Below are 22,007 nucleotides of genomic sequence, written 5' to 3' on the forward strand. Positions count from 1 at the left end.
TCCTTAATAAGCAAATGGCGTTTCGCTAATTTCTAATGCAACCGCCAGCTTTCCAGTATTGTCCAGACCAGCCATTAATAATCGGCCCTGATCGTCCAGTTCAAAATGTGTAATTCCTTGTGCATAAACCCAGCCATGGGGCATTTTAAGCCCGACACGATGCGGTGCGTCTCCTACAACTTTTCCTAACTCATAGCGTATTTGTACATTTCGGATAAATGCGCCCGCATTGAAAAAGCTTTCATTGTAATGTGTTGCATAAGAGCCGTTTGTAGTTTCTAGATGAATAAAAACGTCTTTGTTCGCAAAAGAATTAATTAACTCCTGGAGCTCGTTAGTATTTACTTCCTTCATCACTCTTATTAACTCCTTTCGAATCTTTCTATTAATAGTATAGTCAAATATATTCGACTGGGAAACGAAAAAGTCACACAAGAATTGAGTTCTTGTGTGACGCAGCTATATCAAGTACGCCTCAGCGAAATTGCGTCCGGATTCGGCTTTGCGCTGACGCAAAGATCTTATTACCGAATCTGTGACATCCGCCGGAAGCAAAACTTCTATTTGTAGAAGTTTTTATGCATGTAGATAGTTTGGAATTGTCGTAACAGTAACTTCAGGTGCACCGAATCGTGGTTTTGCACCGTGCATTACTGGTCCAACATGTTCATTTAAAGCCCAACCGTGTTTAATCGCCGCTGAAACGAATTCTTTCGCTTCAATCACCGACTCCTCAACAGAAAGACCATTTGCTAAGTTTGCACAAATACTCGCTGCAAAAGTACAGCCTGCCCCATGATTATAAGTAGAAGAAACTTTTTCTGTCTCTAATAATTTAAATTCTACTCCATTATAGAACAAATCAACGGCTTTATCATGTACTAAGGCTTTTCCACCTTTAATTACAACATTTTTTGCGCCAAGCTCATGGATTTTCACAGCGGCAGCTTGCATTTGCTCAATTGTTTTCGGTGTTGTTGTGCCTGCCAGCTGTCCCGCTTCGAAAAGGTTAGGTGTGACAACAGTGGCATAGGGTAATAAATATTTAATCATTGCTGTTGTGTTGCCAGGGTTCAATACTTCATCTTCACCTTTGCAGACCATTACAGGATCGATGACAATTTTATCTGTACCGGAAGCCTGAATCGCTTTTGAAGCCATTTGAATAATTTCTTCAGTTGAAAGCATGCCTGTCTTAATGGCATCGACACCTGTTGAAAGGGCTGTATCAATTTGCTTTTGCAATAATTCTGTCGGTAGTGGTGTCACTGTGTGGCTCCAAGTTTTCGGATCCATTGTCACAACAACTGTCAATGCGACCATTCCGTATGTGCCATGTTCCTGAAAGGCTTTTAGATCGGCCTGCATTCCTGCACCTGCAGAAGTATCAGAACCGGCAATCGTTAAAGTTTTTTTTAGTGTCATATAGCATATCTCCTTAAAGTGAAAATTCGAATTATAATTAGGTTAAGTATAACGTCTGGCTGACTATATAAAAATAGTCAGAAAACGAAAAAACTATAATGCCAGAGAAACAGCTTGAATTTCAGCAGAAAATTCAATAGCGTAAAAAACGAGGTGGAAATTATGATGGAACAGTTGACGAATAGTTGGAAAGAATTATTGGCTCGTGAAAAAGAGCAGCCGTATTATAAGCTTCTTAAAACATTTCTAGAAAGACAATACATCGAAGAAACCGTGTATCCGAAGAAGGAGAATATTTTCAATGCACTTCAGTTAACGGATTACGATCATGTAAAAGTAGTCATATTAGGTCAAGATCCATATCATGGTCCGAATCAGGCACATGGCTTAAGTTTTTCGGTTGAAAAAGGGCAAAAATTACCCCCGAGTCTAAAAAATATGATGAAGGAACTACAGCAGGACATAGGCTGCGAAATTCCGGAGCATGGGGACTTAACACCGTGGGCAAAGCAGGGCGTATTATTACTGAACACCGTTTTAACTGTACAAGCAGGCAAGGCCAATTCCCACAAGGGGCAAGGTTGGGAACAGTTTACGAATGCTATTATTGAACAGCTCGCGAAACGTGAGCAGCCGATTGTATTTTTATTATGGGGAAAACCGGCCCAAAGTAAACGGATATTAATTGAACGAATTTCAAATAACCATATCATTCTGCAATCACCTCATCCGAGTCCGTTAAGCGCACACCGAGGCTTTTTCGGAAGCAGCCCGTATTCAAAAACAAACGAAGCACTATTGTCTGTAGGTCACCAGCCGATTGACTGGTGCTTAGCGAAGAAATAGGGGAACAAGCTAAACTTTTGCCCGAAAGCGTGGTAAAGTATTGTTAGAAAGAGAGGGAACGGCAAATGAAAGTAGATTGCTTTAAATGCCAGCATTTTCGTGTGACATGGGATCAGTATAATCCGCGGGGTTGCACAGCATATGGCTTTAAAACGAAACAGCTGCCATCTCTCGTTGTAAAACAGTCATCGGGAATGGATTGTTTAAAATTTGTACCGAAAAATAGAGAAGGTGGGCAAGCGCGATGATTACGTATGAAACGATTGTTAAGCAAATTGAAAAGTTGACAACAGAAGCAGCACATGCGGCAACAGAACAACAAGCCCGTGAAAAGCTTACGGCAATTCGTGCGTTATGTGATGTTGTTTTAGACGAAAAAGTCAGTTCGCCAACACCTGCTTCGATAAATAGCATGAGTACAATGACTTCATCCCCCGTATATACGCAACCGGTCGCAATTCCAGCACAAAAGCTCGAAGAAGACGATGCAAACGGCGATTCATTGTTTGATTTTTAACACAGAGGTACGCCTGGTTGGCAGGGATCAACCCCTTATCTGAGGGATTGTGTATAAGAAAAAGAAAGAGGTAAAGAGATGAAAGGTTCAATTATATCGGGCGCGATCCACGGCTTTTTAGCAGTTGCATTGGGCGCCTTTGCAGCACATGCACTTGAAGATTTGCTAGATGATTACAGTGCAGGCATTTGGGATACAGCCATCCAGTATCAAATGTTCCATGCGACAGCACTTATTTTGGTCGGTATTTTAATGTCGAAAGCCATTTTCGGTGAAGTGAGACAGTTGAAAATTGCAATGTACTGCTTTAATGCAGGGATTGTATTCTTTGCAGGGAGCTTAATGGTATTAGCATTAACAGGAATCGGTGTACTAGGGGCTATTACTCCTATTGGCGGCGTATTCTTTTTAGTGGGCTGGATTATGGTTATTATAACAGTAGTAAAAAAGACTCAGTAAAATTTATAGCATATACTTCATGAAATGGAAGTATATGCTTTTTTTATTATTTTCTTAGGAAAATCAAAACTTTTATCTAAATTATTTGAATTTATTGTATAGTTATAAAGTAGAGGACAAAGGGGTAAGGAAAATGGACCAATTATTATTGAAGTTAGAAGAAAATTTTGAAGAGATGGTAATTGTTCGACGCTATTTACATGAGCATCCCGAACTATCCCATCACGAAGTACATACACCTGCGTACATCGCCAATTTCTACCGTGAGTTAGGTTTGGAAGTTTGCGAATATGTTGGAGGGCGTGGGGTGGTAGCCACATTAAAAGGGGCAAAACGAGGAAAAACAGTAGCTTTACGTGCAGATTTCGATGCATTGGCCATTCAGGAACTAAATGATTTCCCATATAAATCAAAGAATGATGGAGTTATGCATGCGTGTGGACATGATGGTCATACGGCAACAATACTTATTTTGGCGAAAGTTTTGACAGAAATGCGGGAACAGCTATCCGGCAATGTTGTGTTTATCCATCAGCATGCAGAAGAGCTTGCTCCAGGTGGGGCAAAGGCGATGATTGAAGATGGCTGTTTGGAAGGTGTGGACGTAATTTTCGGGACACATTTATGGGCACCGACTCCTTTAGGAGAAGTGCTTGTACGAGAAGGAGCCATTATGGCAGCGGCAGACCGGTTTGAAATTGTGATCCAAGGAAAGGGCGGACACGGTGCAGAACCGCAGCACTCGGTTGATGCGATCGTTGTTGGTGCGCACTTTGTCACACAATTGCAGACGATAATCTCGCGTCGTATTGCACCACTTGAATCGGGTGTAGTGACGATCGGGCAGTTTGAAGCGATCAATCCGTTCAATGTCATTGCGGATACAGTGAAAATTCAAGGGACTGTACGTGCATTTGATGAACAAGTGCGAAGACAAATGAAAGAGGAAATCGAATTATTATTGAAAGCGACATGTTTAGGAATGCATGCTGACTACCAGTTTGAATATTTCGACGGGTACCCGCCTGTAATCAATCATATAGCCGAAACAAAATTTGTTGCACAAATAGCAAACGAAACAACAGGAGTAGAAAAGGTTTCGGTTTGTCCTCCGTTTATGATCGGAGAAGATTACGGCTACTATATGCAGCATGTTCCAGGAACCTTCTTCTTTACAGGAGCAAAGAATCCAGAGTGGGAAACAGTATATCCGCATCACCATGCCCGGTTTGATTTTGATGAACGGGCAATGCTCATCGCTGCAAAAGTTTTAGGACGGGCAACATTGGAATTTCTATTAAATGAACAACGAGAAGAGGAATCAACATGAGTGTAGGAAAAAGGTTAAATGCCGTACTAATTTTAATGATATTGTTAATTATGATCATAGTCACACTTAACTATAGTAGTCTAAAAAAAATACAGGGCCATATGGAAGAAGCGCTCGACTACCGTGTTGAGCAGATTCGTTCCGTAGATGAAATCCGATTCAATGTCGCGATGCAAGGAATGTATGTGCGTGCATTTGTTTTTGATGGAAAAGAGGAATCTGCCGAAAGTTTTAAGCAGTACAACGAACTACTGGATCAGGAGATTGATAATTTAAGTAAACTAATATCAAGCGGAACAATGAGAGAACTGATGGAACAAATCATTAAGTACCGGGATGACTTTAATTACGGTTATCTTGATATGATGGATGCTTACGAGCGTGGAGATCAAATACGCGCAAACGGGTTTATTAATACAAAGCTGCGCACGGCAAGTGACGGAATGTTCGAGGTAACAGCTCAAATGGTTGAGTACCAGGAAAATAAGCTCGATGAGATTAATAAGAAAACAGATGATTCGATCGCCTTGTCTGTTTTAATAGCCGGTATTGCTTTAGCTATCAGTGTTCTTATTGGCATACTTGTTATGTTGTATATTCGAAAAACAATCATTTCTCCATTAACAGGAATTGTACATGAAGCAAATACTATTGCAGCAGGGGATTTATCGCAGCAAGATATTCATGTGAAGTCAAAGGATGAAATTGGCCAGTTAGGCAATGCGTTCAATGCGATGAAAAATAATTTATCGAGCTTGATTAAAAATATTCAAGTCAATTCGGAGCAAGTAAGCGGGGCAGCACAGGAGCTTTCGGCAAGTACCGAAGAAATAACAGCTACGACAGAAGATGTAACGATGCGGGTAAATGATACGGCTGAAAGAGCACAAATTTCTGCACAAGCTTCAAATGAAAGTGCCCGAGCAATGGAAGAAACAGCAGCAGGCGTACAACGAATTGCGGAATCTACACAAAAATTGCTTGGAAATTCGGTTGATGCGACACAGACAGCAAGAAACGGTGGAGAAATTATCCAAGATGCCCAACAGCAAATGAACATTATCAGTTCATCGACAAACTCTGTAAATGCCTTAGTGCAAAAACTTGCACAACAGACAGAAGAAATTAACAACATTTCTCAATTGATCACATCGATTACGGATCAGACAAATCTATTGGCATTGAATGCGGCGATTGAAGCCGCGCGCGCCGGAGAACATGGGAAAGGGTTCGCTGTAGTAGCAGATGAAGTGCGGAAGCTGGCCGAGCAATCGAAATCATCCGCCAATTCTATCGTTAACTTAACACTTGAAATTAAAGCGGATACGGAAAACGTTGAACGTGCCGTATCGGAATCGTTAGTTTCTGTGGAAGATGGCGTGAAGATTATTTCGCACGCCGGTGAATCATTTACAACAATCGTAGATGCAGTAACGCAAATGTCGATGCAGATTCAGGAAATTTCAGCTACTTCCGAAGAGCTTTCTGCAAGCGCTGAGCAGGTGACAGCATCGGTAAATGAAATTGCCTATAGCTCAAATGAATCAAGCGGCAACTTGGAAATGATTGCGGCAGCAGTAGAGGAGCAAACCGCTACAATGCAGCAGGTAAATGCAGTAGCAGTAACATTAAGCGACAATGCGCAAACACTCCAACAGGAAATTCAGCAGTTTAAAGTATGATTCTTCAAAACGGTACCTTATACAGGTGCCGTTTTTCTTGTTACACGGTTTTCTGCAATGAAAAAAGGGATGGGGAGGGGGCGAATTGCCGGGGGGGTTCTAATAAAGGCTAGTGAAGGCTGTTTTGTTCTAATAATAGGGTATTTCTTCTAATAAAAATTTTTTTCTTCTAATATAAACTGATTTGTTCTAATAAAATTGCAATTTTCTAATATATCGTGCTGTTGTTCTAATATCACTTTGAGATGTTCGAATATCGGTGTTCAATCTTCTAATATCCCACCATCTTGTTCTAATAAGTTGTTCATTTGTTCTAATAAAATCCACGCAGGACTTATTCGCGCCTCAATTTTGGGCAATCCCTGCACCAGTTCAATGCCATTTCCGCCATCTTCTAATATCCGCTTCAGTTCTTCTAATAACACACTAATTTCTTCTAATATCACGCTCGAATATTCTAATAAACCAATCAATTGTTCCAATAAAATCAAGGCAAGAAATTTTACTCCACCATAGGGCAACCTCTTTTAGCAATAGGTCTCATCCGTTTTTCGACAACAAAAAAAGGCGCTGGAAAAATGCGCCTTACTCTTTTACGGTTGTTGTGTAAAATAGCTTAATTCCTCATCGAACTCCGCATAGTCGAAGTAAATCATCGGGAACAGGAAGCGGTGGTTATTTTTTAAATCACGTAAAATAACATGGTCACGACCGGCTGCTTCCACTACCCCACGAACCGCCCGTGTATTACTGCCAGCTACCGCATTATCAAATGAAAAATAAAACGTACCTGGTTTACCTCTGTTTAATCGTAAAATATTCTCGATATAGGATTCCTCACGTGGCATGCCTACTCCTTGCATACCTTGCATTGTTGTAGGCATCGGAACCGTTGCAGGATTCATCTGTTGCATTGGAGACGTCCAATAATAAGTCAATTTTGCATCCTTTCATAAAGAAATTTAATATACTGCAGTCATCGGCGCGAGAAACAGTGAACGAAGAAATGGCTGCTGTTTCTCTTTCTTACACTAAGCAGGACACTTGCATCACCTTCTGCCGCACTGTAACCGAGAAAGAAGGGCGGCATGTAAACCTTTTATTTGAAGTTTAGGCGTTCGATGTGACCTCCTTTTTCGATTTAGTATATGCATAAATAAAAAAAATGAACACCAAAACAGTGTTGTTTTTTGACCATGTGACATACTATAGAATAATAAGATCAGCTATATGTAATAAATTTCAAGGAAATGGGTAAAGATATAGTAAATAAACGAGAGATTGTTGCCGGTGTTGACGAAAAGCGCGGGAGTGGAACATCATGAAAATAGGGGTTTGGTTAGGCATAATAATTAGCGCATTATTGTCCTTTGCGGTTGCAATTTTTTACGAACAGCCGATTCATTGGTACTTATTAGTTCTTCTAATCGTCATCGGTTTATTCATTAACACAATTATTATCATTTTAAAATTACAGGATGATCAAACGTGAAAGATGAGTCGGGATGAATCGACTCATCTTTTTACGTTTTAGAAGAAAAAGAAACCCGTTCAGCACCTTGGCCGTTTGGATAATCCACTCAGCAAGGGGAACGGGTGTATAAGTGATTAAATCGCTAATAGTTTTTCCAGTTTTTCATTGTCCAGCAAGTTTCCTACAAGGAACTCGCCGAATTCGCCGTAACGTGCAGAAACTTCGTCAAAGCGCATTTCGTAAACGATTTTTTTGAATTGTAGCATATCGTCTGAGAATAATGTAACGCCCCACTCATGATCATCTAAACCGACAGAACCTGTAATGATCTGTTTGATCTTACCTGCATAGCTGCGGCCGATTAGCCCGTGGTCATACATCAACTTTTTACGATCTTCCATTGAAAGCATATACCAGTTGTCATTGCCTTCACGTTTCTTGTCCATTGGGTAGAAACATACGTACTTTGATTTTGGCAGCTCAGGATATAAACGCGCACGAACATGCGGGTTTTGATATGGATCTTCATCTGATTTACCTGCTAAATAGTTCGATAATTCCACTACAGAAACGTAAGAATACGTTGGAATTGTGAAATCGGCAATCGCTAATTTCGCAAATTTTGTTTCGATTTCATTAAGTTCTTCAGGTGTTTCACGTAAAGTCATTATCATGAAATCCGCTTTTTGACCAATAATTGAGTAAAAAGCATTCGAACCTGTATCTTTATTTAAGTCTTCTAAAAATGCGATAAATTCTTTTGTAGCGGCTTCGCGTTCTTCAGCCGAAACTAATTTCCATGATACCCAGTCCATTGAGCGGAAATCATGTAGGGCGTACCAGCCGTCTAATGTAATTGCTGCTTCATTCATCTGTTTAAACACTCCTTGTAAATGAAAATGATTCACAATTAGTGTAGCATAGTTTCAGGAAAAAATATCATTTCAACACCGTAAATTCCGTCAATTCACCAATTTGACATCACTTTAAAATACGGTATGCTAAAGTGAGGAAAAATTAGGCTAGGAGTATAAAACATGAATGATATTTTGCAGCAAACAAAGTGGCGTTTCATCGATCAGTCGATCAGCGCGAATAAACGTTCACCATTAGAGTCCTTTGCAATGGATGATACACTTTGTCATCTTGTCGGTCAAAAACTGACGAATTCGACAATACGTACATGGGTCCATCATGACGCTGTAGTTCTCGGAATCCAAGATCACCGACTGCCTTATATTGAGCAGGGGATGGAAACATTGAAGAACAGTGGCTATGATCCGATTGTCCGCAATTCTGGAGGATTAGCCGTCGTATTGGATGCAGGGGTTTTAAACATTTCGATTGTTATTAATGAGGATAAGCCGTTAAGTATTAATAATGCATTTGACATGATGGTTGCTTTGGTTCGCCAGCTCTTCCCTGAGATTGCAACGAAAATAGAAGCATATGAAATTGTCGGTTCCTATTGTCCAGGTTCATATGATTTGAGTATGGATGGTCGGAAGTTTGCCGGTATTTCACAGCGCCGCATGAAAAACGGGATTGCTGTTCAGATTTATTTATGTGTGGAAGGCAATGGCAGTGAGCGTGCGGAACTGATTAAGCGTTTTTATGAAAATGGTCTGCAAGGCGAGAAAACGAAATTCGAGTATCCGGATATCAAGCCGGAAGTCATGGTTTCACTTCAACAACTGACAGAACAAAAACTGACAGTATTCGAAGTAAATGAAAGACTTCGCAATCTATTGAAGCAATGGAACGGACAGCTGTTCGAGCTGCCATTGCAGCAAGAGGAAATGGAATTGTACGACTATTATCTAGATCGAGTTTTCAAGCGCAATGAATCGATGCTGAATAAATAAAATAAATAGAATAAAAAGAAGGCGAGGTGCTAATATAGCGCTTCGCCTGAATCATTTATCGATGATTGGGATATCAAGTTTCCGTTACGCTCCATTTTGAATGTTGGCGTAGCCTCGGTATCTGTTTCTAGTGCTACAAGTCGTCTTGCGCGGTTCATAATAGAAACAAACTGCTCGTAATCTTCTTTAATCGCTTTATTCTCTTTTTGCAGTGCTGCGAGCTGCTGCTCAAGCTGGTTTTTCTGTTCCGTTAAAAGTGATGTCAATTTACGCCATTTCAATAAATCCTGCTCATTTGAATTCGTATGCTGCAGTTGTACTAAGTATGCAATGACGATATCGAGTGATAATGCCGATAATGGAATCGATGTTGGCTGATTTTCATTTGACGGCAGTAAGTATACTGGTGTTGTTCTGCGTTTTGTAGCCGTATTCATCATGCGCATACGTTCTTTGCGTTCCTTTTTCGCTTGTGCCAGATCTTCTTCATAAATACGTCGGACTACAGCATTCCAGCGAAAACCGCAGGCTGCAGCTGTTCGGTTCAGTAGATCACCGGCTTCCTCAAATGCATTTAATTGTGTACTTCCTTCTTTGACATGGCGTAAAACAGCCTCTGCTAACAGCTCATCATTCTCTTTCACCCATGCATCTTGTCTTGTTTTTGTCATTTTAAAACTCCCCCTGAATTTATAATAGTTTTGTTGTTGTAAATCTATCATGTCCAATGGGGAAAACATTTATTCAATATATCGTAAATTGTTGCTAGAATGACGAGAAATATGTTCCTAGCAGAACTTTGAGCGGAATTGCTAGGATAATGCTTGAATGAAATAAGTAAAATAAGATACAATAACAAATAGGTTAAAACAGCGAAAATAGCTTAAAGAGAGGTGTTGGCACTATGGCAAACTTATTCCATGTTTGCGATGAATGTCAGGCCGTTAATTTAAAGACGTTAATTCCAAAATTAAAGGAAATTGATCCAGAAGCAACGATTGAAATTGGCTGTCATTCATACTGTGGCCCGGGCCGCAAAAAAACATTTACATTTGTAAATAACCGTCCAGTCGCCGCATTAACTGAAGAGGAGTTAATGGTAAAGGTACTCGACAAACTGAAAAAGTAACAGCGTAAAAAGGACGCGTTCTGAAATATATTCGGAACACGTCCTTTTTGCGTATTTGGCGGATTCATTTCTATTTCAATGACAACTCACTTATAATGATGGTAAGAGATAAGGAGGTGGGCTATGTGATGACATATGCAAAAACAAAACTGCAAGAGGAAAAAGTTTTTAAAGACCCTGTCCATCGCTATATTCACGTTCGGGATCAGGTCATCTGGGATTTGGTCAAAACAAGAGAATTTCAAAGACTGCGCCGTATCAAACAGCTTGGTACGACGTATTTAGTGTTCCACGGAGCTGAACATAGCCGGTTCAATCATTCATTAGGAGTTTATGAAATTGTCCGTCGTATTGTGGATGATGTATTTAAAGGAAGAAAAGAATGGGATGAATCCGAGCGTTTACTCGTATTATGTGCTGCATTACTGCATGATTTGGGGCACGGTCCGTTCTCCCATGCATTTGAAAATGTATTTGAAACAGATCATGAATATTTTACGCGTCAAATTCTGCTGGGGGATACAGAGGTAAATGCCGTGCTCCGTCGAGTGGCAGATGATTTTCCTGAAAAAGTGGCGCAAGTAATTGAAAAAACGTATCCAAATGAATTGGTTGTCAGCCTGATTTCCAGTCAGATCGATGCTGACCGTATGGATTACCTGCAGCGCGATGCGTATTATACAGGTGTCAGCTACGGCCATTTTGATATGGAGCGCATCATGCGGGTTATGCGTCCGCGCGATAATGGAGTTGTAATAAAAGAAAGCGGAATGCATGCGGTCGAGCACTATATCATGAGCCGCTACCAAATGTATCTGCAAATATATTTCCACCCTGTATCGAGAAGTGCGGAAGTTGTGCTGAACCATATTTTAAAACGGGTGAAAGTGCTGTGCACAAACAATTATCCATTTAAATATGAGCCGACGCCCTTTGTATCTTTTTTCAGAGGAAGTGTTACTTTGGAAGACTATATTGCCCTCGATGAAAATATTATGATGGCCTATTTCCAGTTTTGGATGGAAGAAGACGATGAGATATTACGGGATTTATGCAGAAGATTCGTCAACCGGAAACTGTTTCAGTATACGAACCTGAATCCGTACAAGCAACCGGAAGTATATGCACAGCTGCAACGGCTATTTATACAGGCAGGCATTGATCCGGATTATTATTTAGTGCACGATTCCACATCGGATTTACCGTATGATTTTTACCGCCCGGGTATTGAAGGGACGAAAAAGCCGATTTATCTGCTTATGCAGAATGGGAAACAGCGTGAACTATCGGAGGAAAGCCAGATCGTTGAAGCGATCGCCGGCCGCATCAAGGTCGATCATAAAGTGTATTATCCGGAAGAGCTTTTTACAGACGAACGGATCCCGGCCGCATTGCGTAACGAAATTAAGCAGCTCATTGAAGAAGTTTAATGGATGCAGGAGGCCCGACTTGGCGAATAGACGGGAAAATTCCGCTAAGTTACAGAGATAAATACCTGGCAAATAAAAAACACCTCAATTTTCTCTGGAGAAGATTGGGGTGTTTCATATTTATTAATTAACTGAAATTCAGCGCTATTCAACCATTACTGGTCGCTGTAGCGTACGCCGGCTTTTGCAAAGTGGTTTTTAGACATTTCTTCAATAATGATCGATACATTTTCTACTGGTGCGTCAACTGTTTTTGAAACAGCTTGTGTAACTTCTTCAACGAGCGCGCGTTTTTGTTCATCTGTACGGCCCTCAATCATTTTAATTGTAACGATTGGCATAAAGTCGCCTCCTAGTTAAAATATAGTGTATAGTATTTATATTAGCGTATTTGGAGGGATTTACAATGGCAAATGAAGAAAAATCGAAACCGAAAATGGGTTTTACGATAATAAAAAATGATCCAACCGATGGGCATAAAGGATTCGGGATTGGTTCACTTTCTTTGGAAAACGTTTCGCCCGTCATTGTCGATGTCGCAGAAGGAACAGCAATTGTTGACATTGGAGCAATGCATGCGAAAAGCGAAGTAGAGCGCGGCATTAAATTTACGGTGAACCGTGAGGACTCGGCAGGCGGAAAAGATTACTGGCTTGTATGGGTAACAATTGACCATAAAGAATCCGGTGCATATTTTGCCGGTGTAACGGCTTGTGAAATGGTCGTAAACCGCGAAAAACGCCGTGGCTACAAAATTTTGGCAGACCATGTGAACAAAATGGATAAATCGATGAAGCGCCACATTATTGTCGACCATATGGACGATCCTTCAAAGAAAATTCTGTCCGACTTCCTGAAGAGCCACAATGAAGAAATGTGGAATAACAGTGAAGAAAAATTAAGACAGGATTTAGCATAATACTGTATTCTTTAATGGAATCTATATTTTATAAGAAATATTACACAATTCAGTGAACAATATGTGACATTTCAAAAACTACAAAAATCCGTGGTTGAAACTGGTTCTAAAAGAAAGTAAACTGAATTTAAAGCTTGCGAAATAGTAGGCTAGGACATGTGGGAAATGAAACAGGTTGAGCAGTATGCGGCATTTGAACCTTCCCAAGCCGAATGCCCCATGATTCTCAACCTTTCATTAACCACAATAGAAAAGCTCTTTCGTGTCACGGACTAGAACCGGATACGAAAGAGCTTTTTTAATTATATTTATTCCCAAAAGTTGCGCAATGCTTCAAAAGGCAATGATTCAAAGAAATTACCCCATGAATCCTGATTGAACAGATCAAATGATGCACATGATTCTGTCGGAACATCTTCAGTCTTCATGTAAACAACGCGCTGGCTAGAGCATGACTCGTGCGCCAGTTTACCTGTACGAATATCGACCGTTACAGGCTCTACCCCACTTGGCATTGTAAATGTTTCATTTGCTCTTCCATCTAGCGCTGTTTCCATAAAATCAATCCATACTTGCTTGGATGCGGCCATATCTGCCTGGACAGATAATGTTTTTCCTTGGTCATAGCCATTCCATACACCTGCCGTTAAGCTTGGTGTAAAGCCAATCATCCATTGATCACTGTTTGTCGTTCCTGATTTGGCTGCATATGTGTGGTTCATACGTGAACGTAATGATAAACCGGTTGCCGGAGAATAATCACTGAATACAGGGTCGAACATACCTGTCATCATTTGAGTTAAAATAAATGCATCCTGTTTGGAAATTACTTGTTCTTTTTCGGGTTTTTTATATTTGTAAACGACTTTTCCTTTTGCATCGGTAATCGACAATACAGTAGTCGGTTGGCGTTTTTCTCCGCCCGCAGCAATGATATTATAGGCATTTGTTAAATCATACAGCGAATTTTCGGCAGTACCAAGTGCAATGGATGGTACGTCTTTTTCGGAATAGTTGAGCCCGAAACGTTTTTGAACATCGCGGAATGATCGGTAGCCGATGTTTTCCAGTGCTTTCACCGCATAAATATTGTCGGAAATTGCCAATGCCTGTGCCATGGAAAGCTCATGGTCAGCATACTTCTTATTGACGTTTTGCGGTGTATAAGTTGCTCGTCCGCTATCATACGTGAAGGTCGTTTCACTCACATCCATGAAAGACATCGGAGTGAAGTCCTTTTCGAGTGCAGCTGCATACAAAATCGGCTTAATGGCAGATCCCGGCTGACGGTTACCTAACGCAACGCGGTTAAATGAACTTACACTGTAATCCCGGCCGCCGACAAGAGCTGTTACAAATCCGGTATCTGCTTCCATGCTCACAAATCCAACCTGCAACTCGCTGTTTGGCATATTTGTTTTAATTGCATTTTCCGCAGCGCGTTGATGTGCCTGGTTGAGCGTTGTTTGAATCGTCCAGCCGCCTTCACTGATACTCAAATTTTTCTCTTCTAAAATATCGCTTGCTTCTTCCCATACAACATCTAAAAAGTAGGGAGCAATTGATTTTGTCGCTATCCACTCATCGCTTTTTAGTGCTACATGCTCAGATGTGGCACGAGTTTTTTCATCGTCTGTAATTTTCCCTTGATCATTCATCAACCGCAAAATTACTTGCTGACGATTTGTCGCTTTTTCCAAGTTATTAAGCGGTGAATAATACGTCGGTCCTTTTGGCACACCCGCAAGCATTGAAGCTTCGGCCAATGTCAGATCCTTTGCAGATTTGCCGTAGAAGTAACGGCTTGCAGCTTCAGCACCGTACATCCCATGTCCATAATATACCGTATTTAAATAGCCTTCTAAAATTTCTTCTTTTGAGTAAAATAACTCCAACCGATAAGCAAAGAGTGCTTCGTTTAATTTTCGGTTCCATGTTTTTTCATGGGTTAAATAAAGGTTTCGTGCATATTGCTGTGTCAGTGTACTGGCACCTTGCACTTTACTCCCGGCTTTTATATCCGCCAAAACGGCGCCTGCAATCCGGGAAAAGTCAAAACCGCTATGCTCGAAGAAATCTTTATCTTCTACCGCAACAGTGGCATCAATTAAATAAGGCGAAATTTCATCAAGGTCTGTCCAGTAGCGGCGCTCCTTCGTAAAATAATCACCAATCTGATTATGGTCGCTATCTAAAAAGATTGAAGCTTTCGGAACGGTAAGCGGCGGTGCTCCGGCAACTTGTGCATATATACGTAAGGAGAGGAACATAACAGCGAAAAAACATAAAAGGGCAATCATAAAGAGTCCGATTTTTTTTGCGAAACTTTTCCGCTTTTTTCGTTTTTTATATTGCTGTCTTTTCAAGTTTTTCCACCTCATTTCTTATTTAATATAGAGCAAAATAAATTTAGCCAATTACAAAAAGTAATGAAAATTCTATTGCACTTTTAATGAAAACAACTATACTTTTTCGTAGCGCATCTTACGGATTTAGTCGTATATGCAGCTATTACTAAAGCAATCCATAATGTCGAATTATGTCAGTTGCACTTAATTATACGAAAATAGCGAAACAAAAGTTTCATATGTTAGATTTAGTATGAGCAATTACTTCTATCGCTATGCATTCTAAATTAAGAAATCGATTTATAATACGGAATTTAAAATAGAGAAAGGTATAGGTGACTGTAAATGAGATTTGATGAAACTTACGCAGGAAATATGTTTATTAAAAGCCACCAAAATTATGAAGAAAGTAAAGCTGTTTTATACGGCATGCCAATGGACTGGACAGTAAGTTACCGTCCGGGCCAACGTTTTGGTCCTGCCCGAATCCGTGAAGTATCGGTTGGTCTGGAGGAATACAGTTTTTATTTGGACCGTGAGCTTGCAGATGTGCCGTTTTTTGATGCTGGGGATATTCCACTGCCATTCGGTAATCCTGAAAAATCGTTGGCAGAAATCAAAACATTTGTCCGTCAAGTACTGGCAGATGATAAAATTCCAGTAGGGATGGGCGGGGAGCATTTAGTATCACTGCCGGTTATGGAAGCTGTCTATGAAAAGTACGAAGATTTAGCAATCATCCATTTTGATGCACATACCGATCTACGTACGGATTACGAAGGGGAGCAATACTCACACGCAACACCGATCCGTAAAATTGCCGATACAATCGGACCGGAAAATGTGTATTCATTCGGAATTCGATCAGGCTTAAAAGAAGAGCTGCAATGGGCAAAAGAAAACGGCATGCACATTTCATTATTTGAAGTATTCGAGCCTTTAAAGCAAGTGCTGCCTACTTTAAAAGGGCGAAATGTTTATGTAACAATCGACATTGACGTATTGGACCCTGCACATGCACCTGGGACAGGCACTGTTGATGCGGGTGGTATTACACCGAAGGAACTATTAGCATCAATTCATGAAATCGCACGCTCTGAAGTAAATGTTGTCGGATTTGACCTAGTAGAAGTTGCACCAATTTATGACCACTCAGAAATTACAGTAAATACTGCTGCAAAACTGATCCGTGAAATGATTTTAGGCTGGGTGAAATAGCAGACAATAAAATATAGATATAGCAGGATATTGCGGTGTTAACTGCTAATATTAATTTGAAGGTACTCGAGCTTAATCGGGTACCTTTTTTCTTGAATTTCGGAGGGAGCTGATGTATGCAGCTTTGTTAAGTACCACAGTCAAGTTTGCTTAAAAGGAAGACGAACAATTGGCCAAATACTTAAGCATACACCATGTTACAGTTGCAATCTAACAGGGTAAAGAATGATATGCTGCTGCCATGATAATTGAAATCGGTTGATTCGAGTATGTGGGGGACACCCGCTTATAAGAAAGTAAATACCACTTCGGTAAGTCCCAGAATAATACATAGTGCATTATCATAATTCAGGAGTCAACTGCTTGAAAAATGGTCTGTGGGAAGTATGGGCAATGAGGCGTTCAAACAGTGCACGGCGAACGCCTTATTTTGTTCAATACTCAGGGGAAATAGCATCTCAGAAAGTTAGAAAATGGAGTGTTTATGTTGGAAAAGGGTTATATTATATTAATTATTTCATTGTTACTAAATATACTGTTGTTGGGAACAGGAAGTTATGTGGTGAAGAATATCGGTGGATTGGATTTTATTAAAACAAAAATGCAGTCAACACCTTCGCCCAAAAAGGATTCCGCCTATTACTTTACGAAAAAAAGCGTCTTTGGAAATTCGTCAATCAGTAATGTAGATAAAGTGTTCATCGGGGACAGTATTTCCGATTACGGAGAATTCCAGGAATACTTTCCCGGTGAAGTTGTGCTGAATCGTGGAATCCGGAATGATTGGACTGGAGGAGTATTAAACCGTATACAGGAAGTAGTGGACCGAAATCCGAAAGAGGCGTATTTAATGATCGGTGTAAATGATCTCCGTTACAAAACAGAAGGCGAAGTTTATAAACGTAATGTCGAAAAAATAGTGGATTCGTTTAGAGGGAAAGATACAAAACTCGCTATTCAATCAATCCTACCTGTGAATAACGGGTTATTCGGAAATGAAGTAACAAATGATCAAGTGAAGCGATTCAATGTTATTTTGCAACAGATTGCGAATGATAAGGGAATTGAGTATATTGATCTGTACACAAGCTTTATCGATAAAAACGGGCAACTCGACAAGCAATTCACAGTTGATGGGCTTCATTTAAATGGCAAAGGATATAAGGTTTGGGTCGATAGGCTTCATTCAAAATAAAATAAATTATTTAAAAAAGCTGGACCTCGGGAGATGAGGTTCAGCTTTTTTTACGTAGGTATAGGGGTCTTTTCTTTCTTGATTGAAAAACCGCCAAGTAGAATTGTCCCGTACGGCAGCCATGTTTTTATTGAAATTGAAACAATGATAGGAATGAATATCCCGATCAATGTGTAACCGATAAGCCCATATGTGAAATAATCATTTAATATAATATCCGCAAATATATGCAGATACATGATAGTAAGCGAGTGATTTTCTATTTTCAGCAGCCAGTTGAGCGACAGTTTTTCTGCGAGCAACTGGAAGGATCCTACTAATACGATTGTAAATGATATGGGAATGACCAAATCCAATATAATATGGTCATACCGTAAGAACTTCATGCTTAGTCGATAATCGATGATATTGAAGTTTTCGAGCATTATCGCCGTTGCACTCAGGAATATGGCCGTACCCATCCACCGTTTTGAAATATTCATCCATAATTCTTTAAAATAATACCCGACTGCAAAATAGACGATTGCCATCAGTGCCACATCGATGTTCCAAACCATTGGAATCGATTGTGCTGCTTCAGATGGCTTGCCGCTAAAGAAGTTCATAGCGATGATACTCTCAAAATGTGCGATAACATAAAAGAGTCCGAGAATGATAAATTGTTTCATCCGATTGAAGTAGGTCGTCAACCATATGAATAATAAGTATGTGAAGAATAAGGTTGTCACAAACCAGAAAACACCATATGCTCCGCGAATAAAACGTCCCCCTACGGCAAGTGTCCATAAGTCATTAAGATACCATTTTAAATCCAAATTGCCTGAAAACATCTCCATTCCATAACGGACGAATGTAATACTCGCAAGGAAAAATAGGTAAGGAAAGATTAATTGCATGAAACGCTTGTAAACCGTAAGCTTTATCTCCTTTTTATCTAAAATCGGCTTAAAGAACAAACCGCTTAATATGAAAAATGCAGGCATATGAAACCAGTAAATATATTTCGCGAGTGGAAATTCAAGCTCTCCTGGATAATGCCCGATGACGACAAGGATCATTAAGAAGCCCTTCGTAATATCCACCCACGTTATCCGTTTTTTGTTCATCAATAACACCTCTAAAAAAATATGCTGTTATTATATACCCTTTATTAGTGTGAATAGCGGAATGTAACAGTAAAGATATGTAATTGTTAAATAAACGGAAAATCACGGATATAAAGGATTCTTGTGGTGTCAAAAATCATAGCAGAAATTCAATTCATTCTATAAAGTGGAAATCATAGGAAGGGGTAAATAAGAAAAAAGGTGTGTTAAAGTTTCTTCGACTTTTAACACACCTTTTTAATATCGCTGTTTAATTTGGTTATAATGGCAGATCTGAATAGTTGCCTGTTGCTTTGCTTTTAACAAGGCTTCATTTGAAAAGCGGTAAAGCTCTTTGACAGTCTGTCCATTTTGCGGAAATGAGCAGATGCCAATTGCAAGAGTAAGCTCGCTGGACGGATAATTTTCAAAAGTAAGCTGCTGCACAGATTTATTAATTGAATAGGCTAAAGTTATCGCTTCTGCAGGTGCCATCTGTGGCAGCACAACATAAAACTCATCACTATCAATTCGTCCGATAAGCGCTTTTTCCGGAAGCTGGTCTTTTATTAGTTGTGAGATTTGTACAAGTATTTCATCGCCGGCTTTATAGTGATACATATAATTCAATTCGCGAAAATGGCGAATATCGATATGAAGCAGTTCAAAAGGTATTTTTGCATTCACATAAGACAATAACTTCTGTTCAATCGCTATATTATTCGGCAGCTGTGTAAGCAAATCCGTTTTCTTTAGCGCATAGATTTGTTTGATTTGTTTATTTTTATGTTCAAGCTGCATTAATATTTTTCTGACCGCGTAAAAAGTGAAGGTTGAAACAACAAAGTAAAGTATTAAATAGAACAGAGTATTTATTTCAAATCGGTCATAAATAAGCAGGATAATAATGTGTTCGATTGTTATGATGAAAAAATAGATTGGTAAATTTTGAAACGTAATGGGGCGTTTTAATGCGAAATAGCATGCAATGACGGTCACTACTAAAGTATTCAGCATGATAATGAAAGACAATATTGATGTGTACAATAAAACATACCGACTAATTACAATCATAAAACCTGTAATAAACATTGAAACAGGTCCCCCAAGCAAACCACTGAAAAGCACAAAAATAATCCGATTATTTATCAGCATCCCGTGAGCATAAGGAGTGGCCAATGCAGTCAATATAAATGCGGCACAACCGAAAGTCACACCGACGATGATGGACTTATATTTATGGATGAAAGGGTTATCTTCATATTGAATGAAGGGCCAGAAAATTAAAATTGTAAAGCAAAACAGAATTGAAAAGTTGATTGTCAGCTCAAAAAACATGGCATCACCCACCTTGGTAATATATCGTTACCCGTTATTTTAAATTATTTATATGGAAATAAGAAGATAGTTTTGTTTTTGCCTGCTGTTTTGCTACCACTAAATTTTCAAGTAGCTCCAAAGATGTTTGTCCATTATCAGGATAGGAACTAATTCCTACCGATACGGAAATATGAAAAGATAAATCTGCGGATATTTCGAACGGCTGTTGGGCAATCATATTAATTAGATTATTGGCCTCTACAACTGCAATAGCAGGAGGCACATCCCTTAAAATCAGAAGAAACTCCTCACCGCCCAATCGGCCGACATAAGCGCCATTTTTTTTGGCATATTCCATCAGTTGTTGGGCAAGTTCTTTAATAACAAGATCACCTGTGGAAAAACCATACTGCAAATTGAGCAATTTAAAATCTCGAATATCCACGAGCAATAAATTGAATGGGGATTTCTTTTTAAGCAGGTTTTGAATTTGTTTTTCATTTTCTTTATTGTTCGGTAATTGTGTTAAAAAATCGATCTTTTTCAGATGAGTCGTCTGTTTTACCGTATCATTGGCAAGTTTAATTTGGCGAATGACAATGTATATGAAATAAAATGAAAAAATCGTAAAAATGCCATAGAGCAGTAAGTATTCAAAGCTTTTAGTATGGAAGCAAAGCCCGAGAAATAATGCGATAAATGTTTCTATAAAGCAAACCCAAAAAAATAAAAAAATATTTTTAGTCGTCATTTTATATTTCCTTGTGACAAAGAATAACGTCACAACAAGAACGATAAAATTAATATTCAGGATCATCGGTACCAATGCCAAATATGGCAGGAAAAACAGTCCGGTTCCTATAATCAGACCACTGATCAGAATAGCAAATGGCCCGCCTAATAGCCCACTGTATAACACCGGAATATACTGAATGTTCATCATGAAATCATTCGTAAGGTGGACAGCCGAGAAAGTCAGAACAAGACCCGTTACACCAAATTTCACTCCTACTACATAGGGAAGCGTCCGGTTGATGAATGGCGTTTGTTTAAAATGGTTGATAAATGGCCAGTAAATTAAAAGTGTAAACGTAAATAATATACAGAAGTAAGATAATATTTCAATTAACATAATAAGCTCCTTTATACTTTAATCATTACAGTTTTGAACGAAAATTACTATAAAAATAGTGGAATTAAATAAAAACCGTTCAAATCAAGTTGATTGAAGGAGTAAGCGCAAAGTTAAGTTCATTGTTGCTTAAAGATAGATACTTATCCTATAATAAAAAGGTTATAGAAATATATGTATAGGAGCTGACTGCTATGGCGAACGAGAGCGGGAAAACAGTCAAAATCAAACTAGTTTCCTCCATCATTCCAACCGAGGGCGAGCTTGAACAATATGAAATGTGGCTTGAAGGCAGTTGTGTAGAAAAAGGCAACAGCCATTATCTGCGCTATGAGGAAGTTCAGGAGGATCTGCAGATTCAGACGACGATCAAACTAAATGAAACGAATTCGTTTATTATGCGAAAAGGCGGTGTGAACATGCGTTTGCCTTTAAATCCGGACTTACGCGAGAATGGTCATTATGAAAGTCCATTTGGTTCATTACCTCTTGTTACCGATACACATCAGTTAGCCATTGAAGTAGTACAAAACGAAAAAGTGTCAGGGCAATTTAAAACGCATTATGACCTTATCATAGGTGGCAATTCAGTTGGCCATTACAAATTAGACATTCAATTTACGGAGGTATAAC

25 protein-coding genes are annotated in these 22,007 nt (G+C 39.5%); 14 read left to right on the forward strand and 11 right to left on the reverse strand.

What is annotated here, in order from left to right:
• Window positions 1-3 precede the first annotated feature (3 nt).
• A complete protein-coding gene (locus tag MKZ25_RS02615) occupies window positions 4-354 on the reverse strand; it encodes a YojF family protein (protein ID WP_340718880.1) in 351 nt (116 codons plus the stop codon).
• Between the two features lie 222 nt (window positions 355-576).
• The gene (gene thiD, locus MKZ25_RS02620) at window positions 577-1,425 is read right to left on the reverse strand and encodes a bifunctional hydroxymethylpyrimidine kinase/phosphomethylpyrimidine kinase (protein WP_340800011.1); all 849 of its coding nucleotides are present in this window, start codon (window positions 1,423-1,425) and stop codon (window positions 577-579) included.
• 162 nt (window positions 1,426-1,587) lie between these two features.
• Here thiD and MKZ25_RS02625 point away from each other — a divergent pair, with 162 nt between their 5' ends.
• From MKZ25_RS02625 to MKZ25_RS02650, 6 genes are all read left to right on the forward strand, one after another.
• Complete coding sequence (locus MKZ25_RS02625) at window positions 1,588-2,271, forward strand: uracil-DNA glycosylase (RefSeq protein WP_340800012.1); 684 nt, start codon at window positions 1,588-1,590, stop codon at window positions 2,269-2,271.
• Between the two features lie 65 nt (window positions 2,272-2,336).
• Window positions 2,337-2,519: a uracil-DNA glycosylase gene (locus MKZ25_RS02630; protein ID WP_340800013.1), complete on the forward strand. Its 183-nt coding sequence runs from the start codon at window positions 2,337-2,339 to the stop codon at window positions 2,517-2,519.
• Window positions 2,516-2,788 carry a YwdI family protein gene (locus MKZ25_RS02635; RefSeq protein ID WP_340800014.1) on the forward strand — a complete coding sequence of 91 codons (273 nt, stop codon included), beginning with the start codon at window positions 2,516-2,518 and terminating at the stop codon, window positions 2,786-2,788. Before MKZ25_RS02630 ends, MKZ25_RS02635 begins: the two co-directional genes overlap by 4 nt.
• Before the next feature lie 78 nt (window positions 2,789-2,866).
• Window positions 2,867-3,247, forward strand: a complete 381-nt coding sequence (locus MKZ25_RS02640; RefSeq protein WP_340800015.1) for a DUF423 domain-containing protein — start codon at window positions 2,867-2,869, stop codon at window positions 3,245-3,247.
• 133 nt (window positions 3,248-3,380) lie between these two features.
• Window positions 3,381-4,577 carry a M20 family metallopeptidase gene (locus tag MKZ25_RS02645; RefSeq protein WP_340800016.1) on the forward strand — a complete coding sequence of 399 codons (1,197 nt, stop codon included), beginning with the start codon at window positions 3,381-3,383 and terminating at the stop codon, window positions 4,575-4,577.
• Window positions 4,574-6,259: a methyl-accepting chemotaxis protein gene (locus MKZ25_RS02650; RefSeq protein WP_340800017.1), complete on the forward strand. Its 1,686-nt coding sequence runs from the start codon at window positions 4,574-4,576 to the stop codon at window positions 6,257-6,259. Before MKZ25_RS02645 ends, MKZ25_RS02650 begins: the two co-directional genes overlap by 4 nt.
• Before the next feature lie 263 nt (window positions 6,260-6,522).
• Here MKZ25_RS02650 and MKZ25_RS02655 read toward each other — a convergent pair whose 3' ends face one another.
• Window positions 6,523-6,750, reverse strand: coding sequence for a hypothetical protein (locus MKZ25_RS02655; RefSeq protein WP_340800018.1), 228 nt, complete (start codon window positions 6,748-6,750; stop codon window positions 6,523-6,525).
• A gap of 102 nt (window positions 6,751-6,852) precedes the next feature.
• Window positions 6,853-7,173: a spore coat protein GerQ gene (gene gerQ / locus MKZ25_RS02660; protein ID WP_339175082.1), complete on the reverse strand. Its 321-nt coding sequence runs from the start codon at window positions 7,171-7,173 to the stop codon at window positions 6,853-6,855.
• A 407-nt stretch (window positions 7,174-7,580) separates the two neighbouring features.
• Between gerQ and MKZ25_RS02665 the strand changes: the two genes are divergently transcribed.
• Window positions 7,581-7,751, forward strand: coding sequence for a hypothetical protein (locus MKZ25_RS02665; protein WP_340800019.1), 171 nt, complete (start codon window positions 7,581-7,583; stop codon window positions 7,749-7,751).
• A gap of 116 nt (window positions 7,752-7,867) precedes the next feature.
• Here the strand turns inward: MKZ25_RS02665 and hemQ are convergent, their stop codons facing one another.
• Window positions 7,868-8,605, reverse strand: coding sequence for a hydrogen peroxide-dependent heme synthase (gene hemQ / locus MKZ25_RS02670; RefSeq protein WP_008404556.1), 738 nt, complete (start codon window positions 8,603-8,605; stop codon window positions 7,868-7,870).
• A gap of 165 nt (window positions 8,606-8,770) precedes the next feature.
• On the opposite strand from hemQ, the gene MKZ25_RS02675 reads away from it, so the two are divergent.
• On the forward strand, window positions 8,771-9,598 hold the full coding sequence (locus MKZ25_RS02675) for a lipoate--protein ligase family protein (RefSeq protein ID WP_340800020.1): 828 nt from the start codon (window positions 8,771-8,773) through the stop codon (window positions 9,596-9,598).
• A gap of 29 nt (window positions 9,599-9,627) precedes the next feature.
• Here MKZ25_RS02675 and MKZ25_RS02680 read toward each other — a convergent pair whose 3' ends face one another.
• A complete protein-coding gene (locus MKZ25_RS02680; protein ID WP_340800021.1) occupies window positions 9,628-10,269 on the reverse strand; it encodes an RsfA family transcriptional regulator in 642 nt (213 codons plus the stop codon).
• 233 nt (window positions 10,270-10,502) lie between these two features.
• On the opposite strand from MKZ25_RS02680, the gene MKZ25_RS02685 reads away from it, so the two are divergent.
• On the forward strand, window positions 10,503-10,727 hold the full coding sequence (locus MKZ25_RS02685) for a DUF1450 domain-containing protein (RefSeq protein WP_008404549.1): 225 nt from the start codon (window positions 10,503-10,505) through the stop codon (window positions 10,725-10,727).
• 128 nt (window positions 10,728-10,855) lie between these two features.
• Window positions 10,856-12,157, forward strand: coding sequence for an HD domain-containing protein (locus MKZ25_RS02690; protein WP_340802957.1), 1,302 nt, complete (start codon window positions 10,856-10,858; stop codon window positions 12,155-12,157).
• A 155-nt stretch (window positions 12,158-12,312) separates the two neighbouring features.
• Here MKZ25_RS02690 and MKZ25_RS02695 read toward each other — a convergent pair whose 3' ends face one another.
• Window positions 12,313-12,498 (reverse strand): 2-hydroxymuconate tautomerase, encoded by a 186-nt coding sequence (locus tag MKZ25_RS02695; protein ID WP_340800022.1) that lies wholly within the window; start codon window positions 12,496-12,498, stop codon window positions 12,313-12,315.
• Between the two features lie 65 nt (window positions 12,499-12,563).
• On the opposite strand from MKZ25_RS02695, the gene MKZ25_RS02700 reads away from it, so the two are divergent.
• A complete protein-coding gene (locus MKZ25_RS02700; protein ID WP_340800023.1) occupies window positions 12,564-13,076 on the forward strand; it encodes a YwhD family protein in 513 nt (170 codons plus the stop codon).
• A 308-nt stretch (window positions 13,077-13,384) separates the two neighbouring features.
• Here MKZ25_RS02700 and MKZ25_RS02705 read toward each other — a convergent pair whose 3' ends face one another.
• Window positions 13,385-15,442 (reverse strand): transglycosylase domain-containing protein, encoded by a 2,058-nt coding sequence (locus tag MKZ25_RS02705; RefSeq protein WP_340800024.1) that lies wholly within the window; start codon window positions 15,440-15,442, stop codon window positions 13,385-13,387.
• Between the two features lie 327 nt (window positions 15,443-15,769).
• On the opposite strand from MKZ25_RS02705, the gene speB reads away from it, so the two are divergent.
• Both speB and MKZ25_RS02715 read left to right on the forward strand, forming a co-directional pair.
• Window positions 15,770-16,642, forward strand: a complete 873-nt coding sequence (gene speB, locus MKZ25_RS02710) for an agmatinase (RefSeq protein ID WP_340717263.1) — start codon at window positions 15,770-15,772, stop codon at window positions 16,640-16,642.
• A gap of 562 nt (window positions 16,643-17,204) precedes the next feature.
• Complete coding sequence (locus tag MKZ25_RS02715; protein WP_340800025.1) at window positions 17,205-17,837, forward strand: GDSL-type esterase/lipase family protein; 633 nt, start codon at window positions 17,205-17,207, stop codon at window positions 17,835-17,837.
• Window positions 17,838-17,887: 50 nt separating this feature from the next.
• Here the strand turns inward: MKZ25_RS02715 and MKZ25_RS02720 are convergent, their stop codons facing one another.
• From MKZ25_RS02720 to MKZ25_RS02730, 3 genes are all read right to left on the reverse strand, one after another.
• Window positions 17,888-18,943: an acyltransferase family protein gene (locus MKZ25_RS02720; protein WP_340800026.1), complete on the reverse strand. Its 1,056-nt coding sequence runs from the start codon at window positions 18,941-18,943 to the stop codon at window positions 17,888-17,890.
• 237 nt (window positions 18,944-19,180) lie between these two features.
• The gene (locus MKZ25_RS02725) at window positions 19,181-20,260 is read right to left on the reverse strand and encodes a diguanylate cyclase (RefSeq protein ID WP_340800027.1); all 1,080 of its coding nucleotides are present in this window, start codon (window positions 20,258-20,260) and stop codon (window positions 19,181-19,183) included.
• A gap of 34 nt (window positions 20,261-20,294) precedes the next feature.
• Window positions 20,295-21,374 carry a GGDEF domain-containing protein gene (locus MKZ25_RS02730; RefSeq protein WP_340800028.1) on the reverse strand — a complete coding sequence of 360 codons (1,080 nt, stop codon included), beginning with the start codon at window positions 21,372-21,374 and terminating at the stop codon, window positions 20,295-20,297.
• Window positions 21,375-21,568: 194 nt separating this feature from the next.
• Between MKZ25_RS02730 and MKZ25_RS02735 the strand changes: the two genes are divergently transcribed.
• Window positions 21,569-22,006 (forward strand): DUF1934 domain-containing protein, encoded by a 438-nt coding sequence (locus tag MKZ25_RS02735; protein ID WP_340800029.1) that lies wholly within the window; start codon window positions 21,569-21,571, stop codon window positions 22,004-22,006.
• The last annotated feature ends 1 nt before the right edge of the window (window position 22,007 follow it).

This window comes from Solibacillus sp. FSL W7-1464, from assembly GCF_038004425.1.
GTDB lineage: Bacteria > Bacillota > Bacilli > Bacillales_A > Planococcaceae > Solibacillus.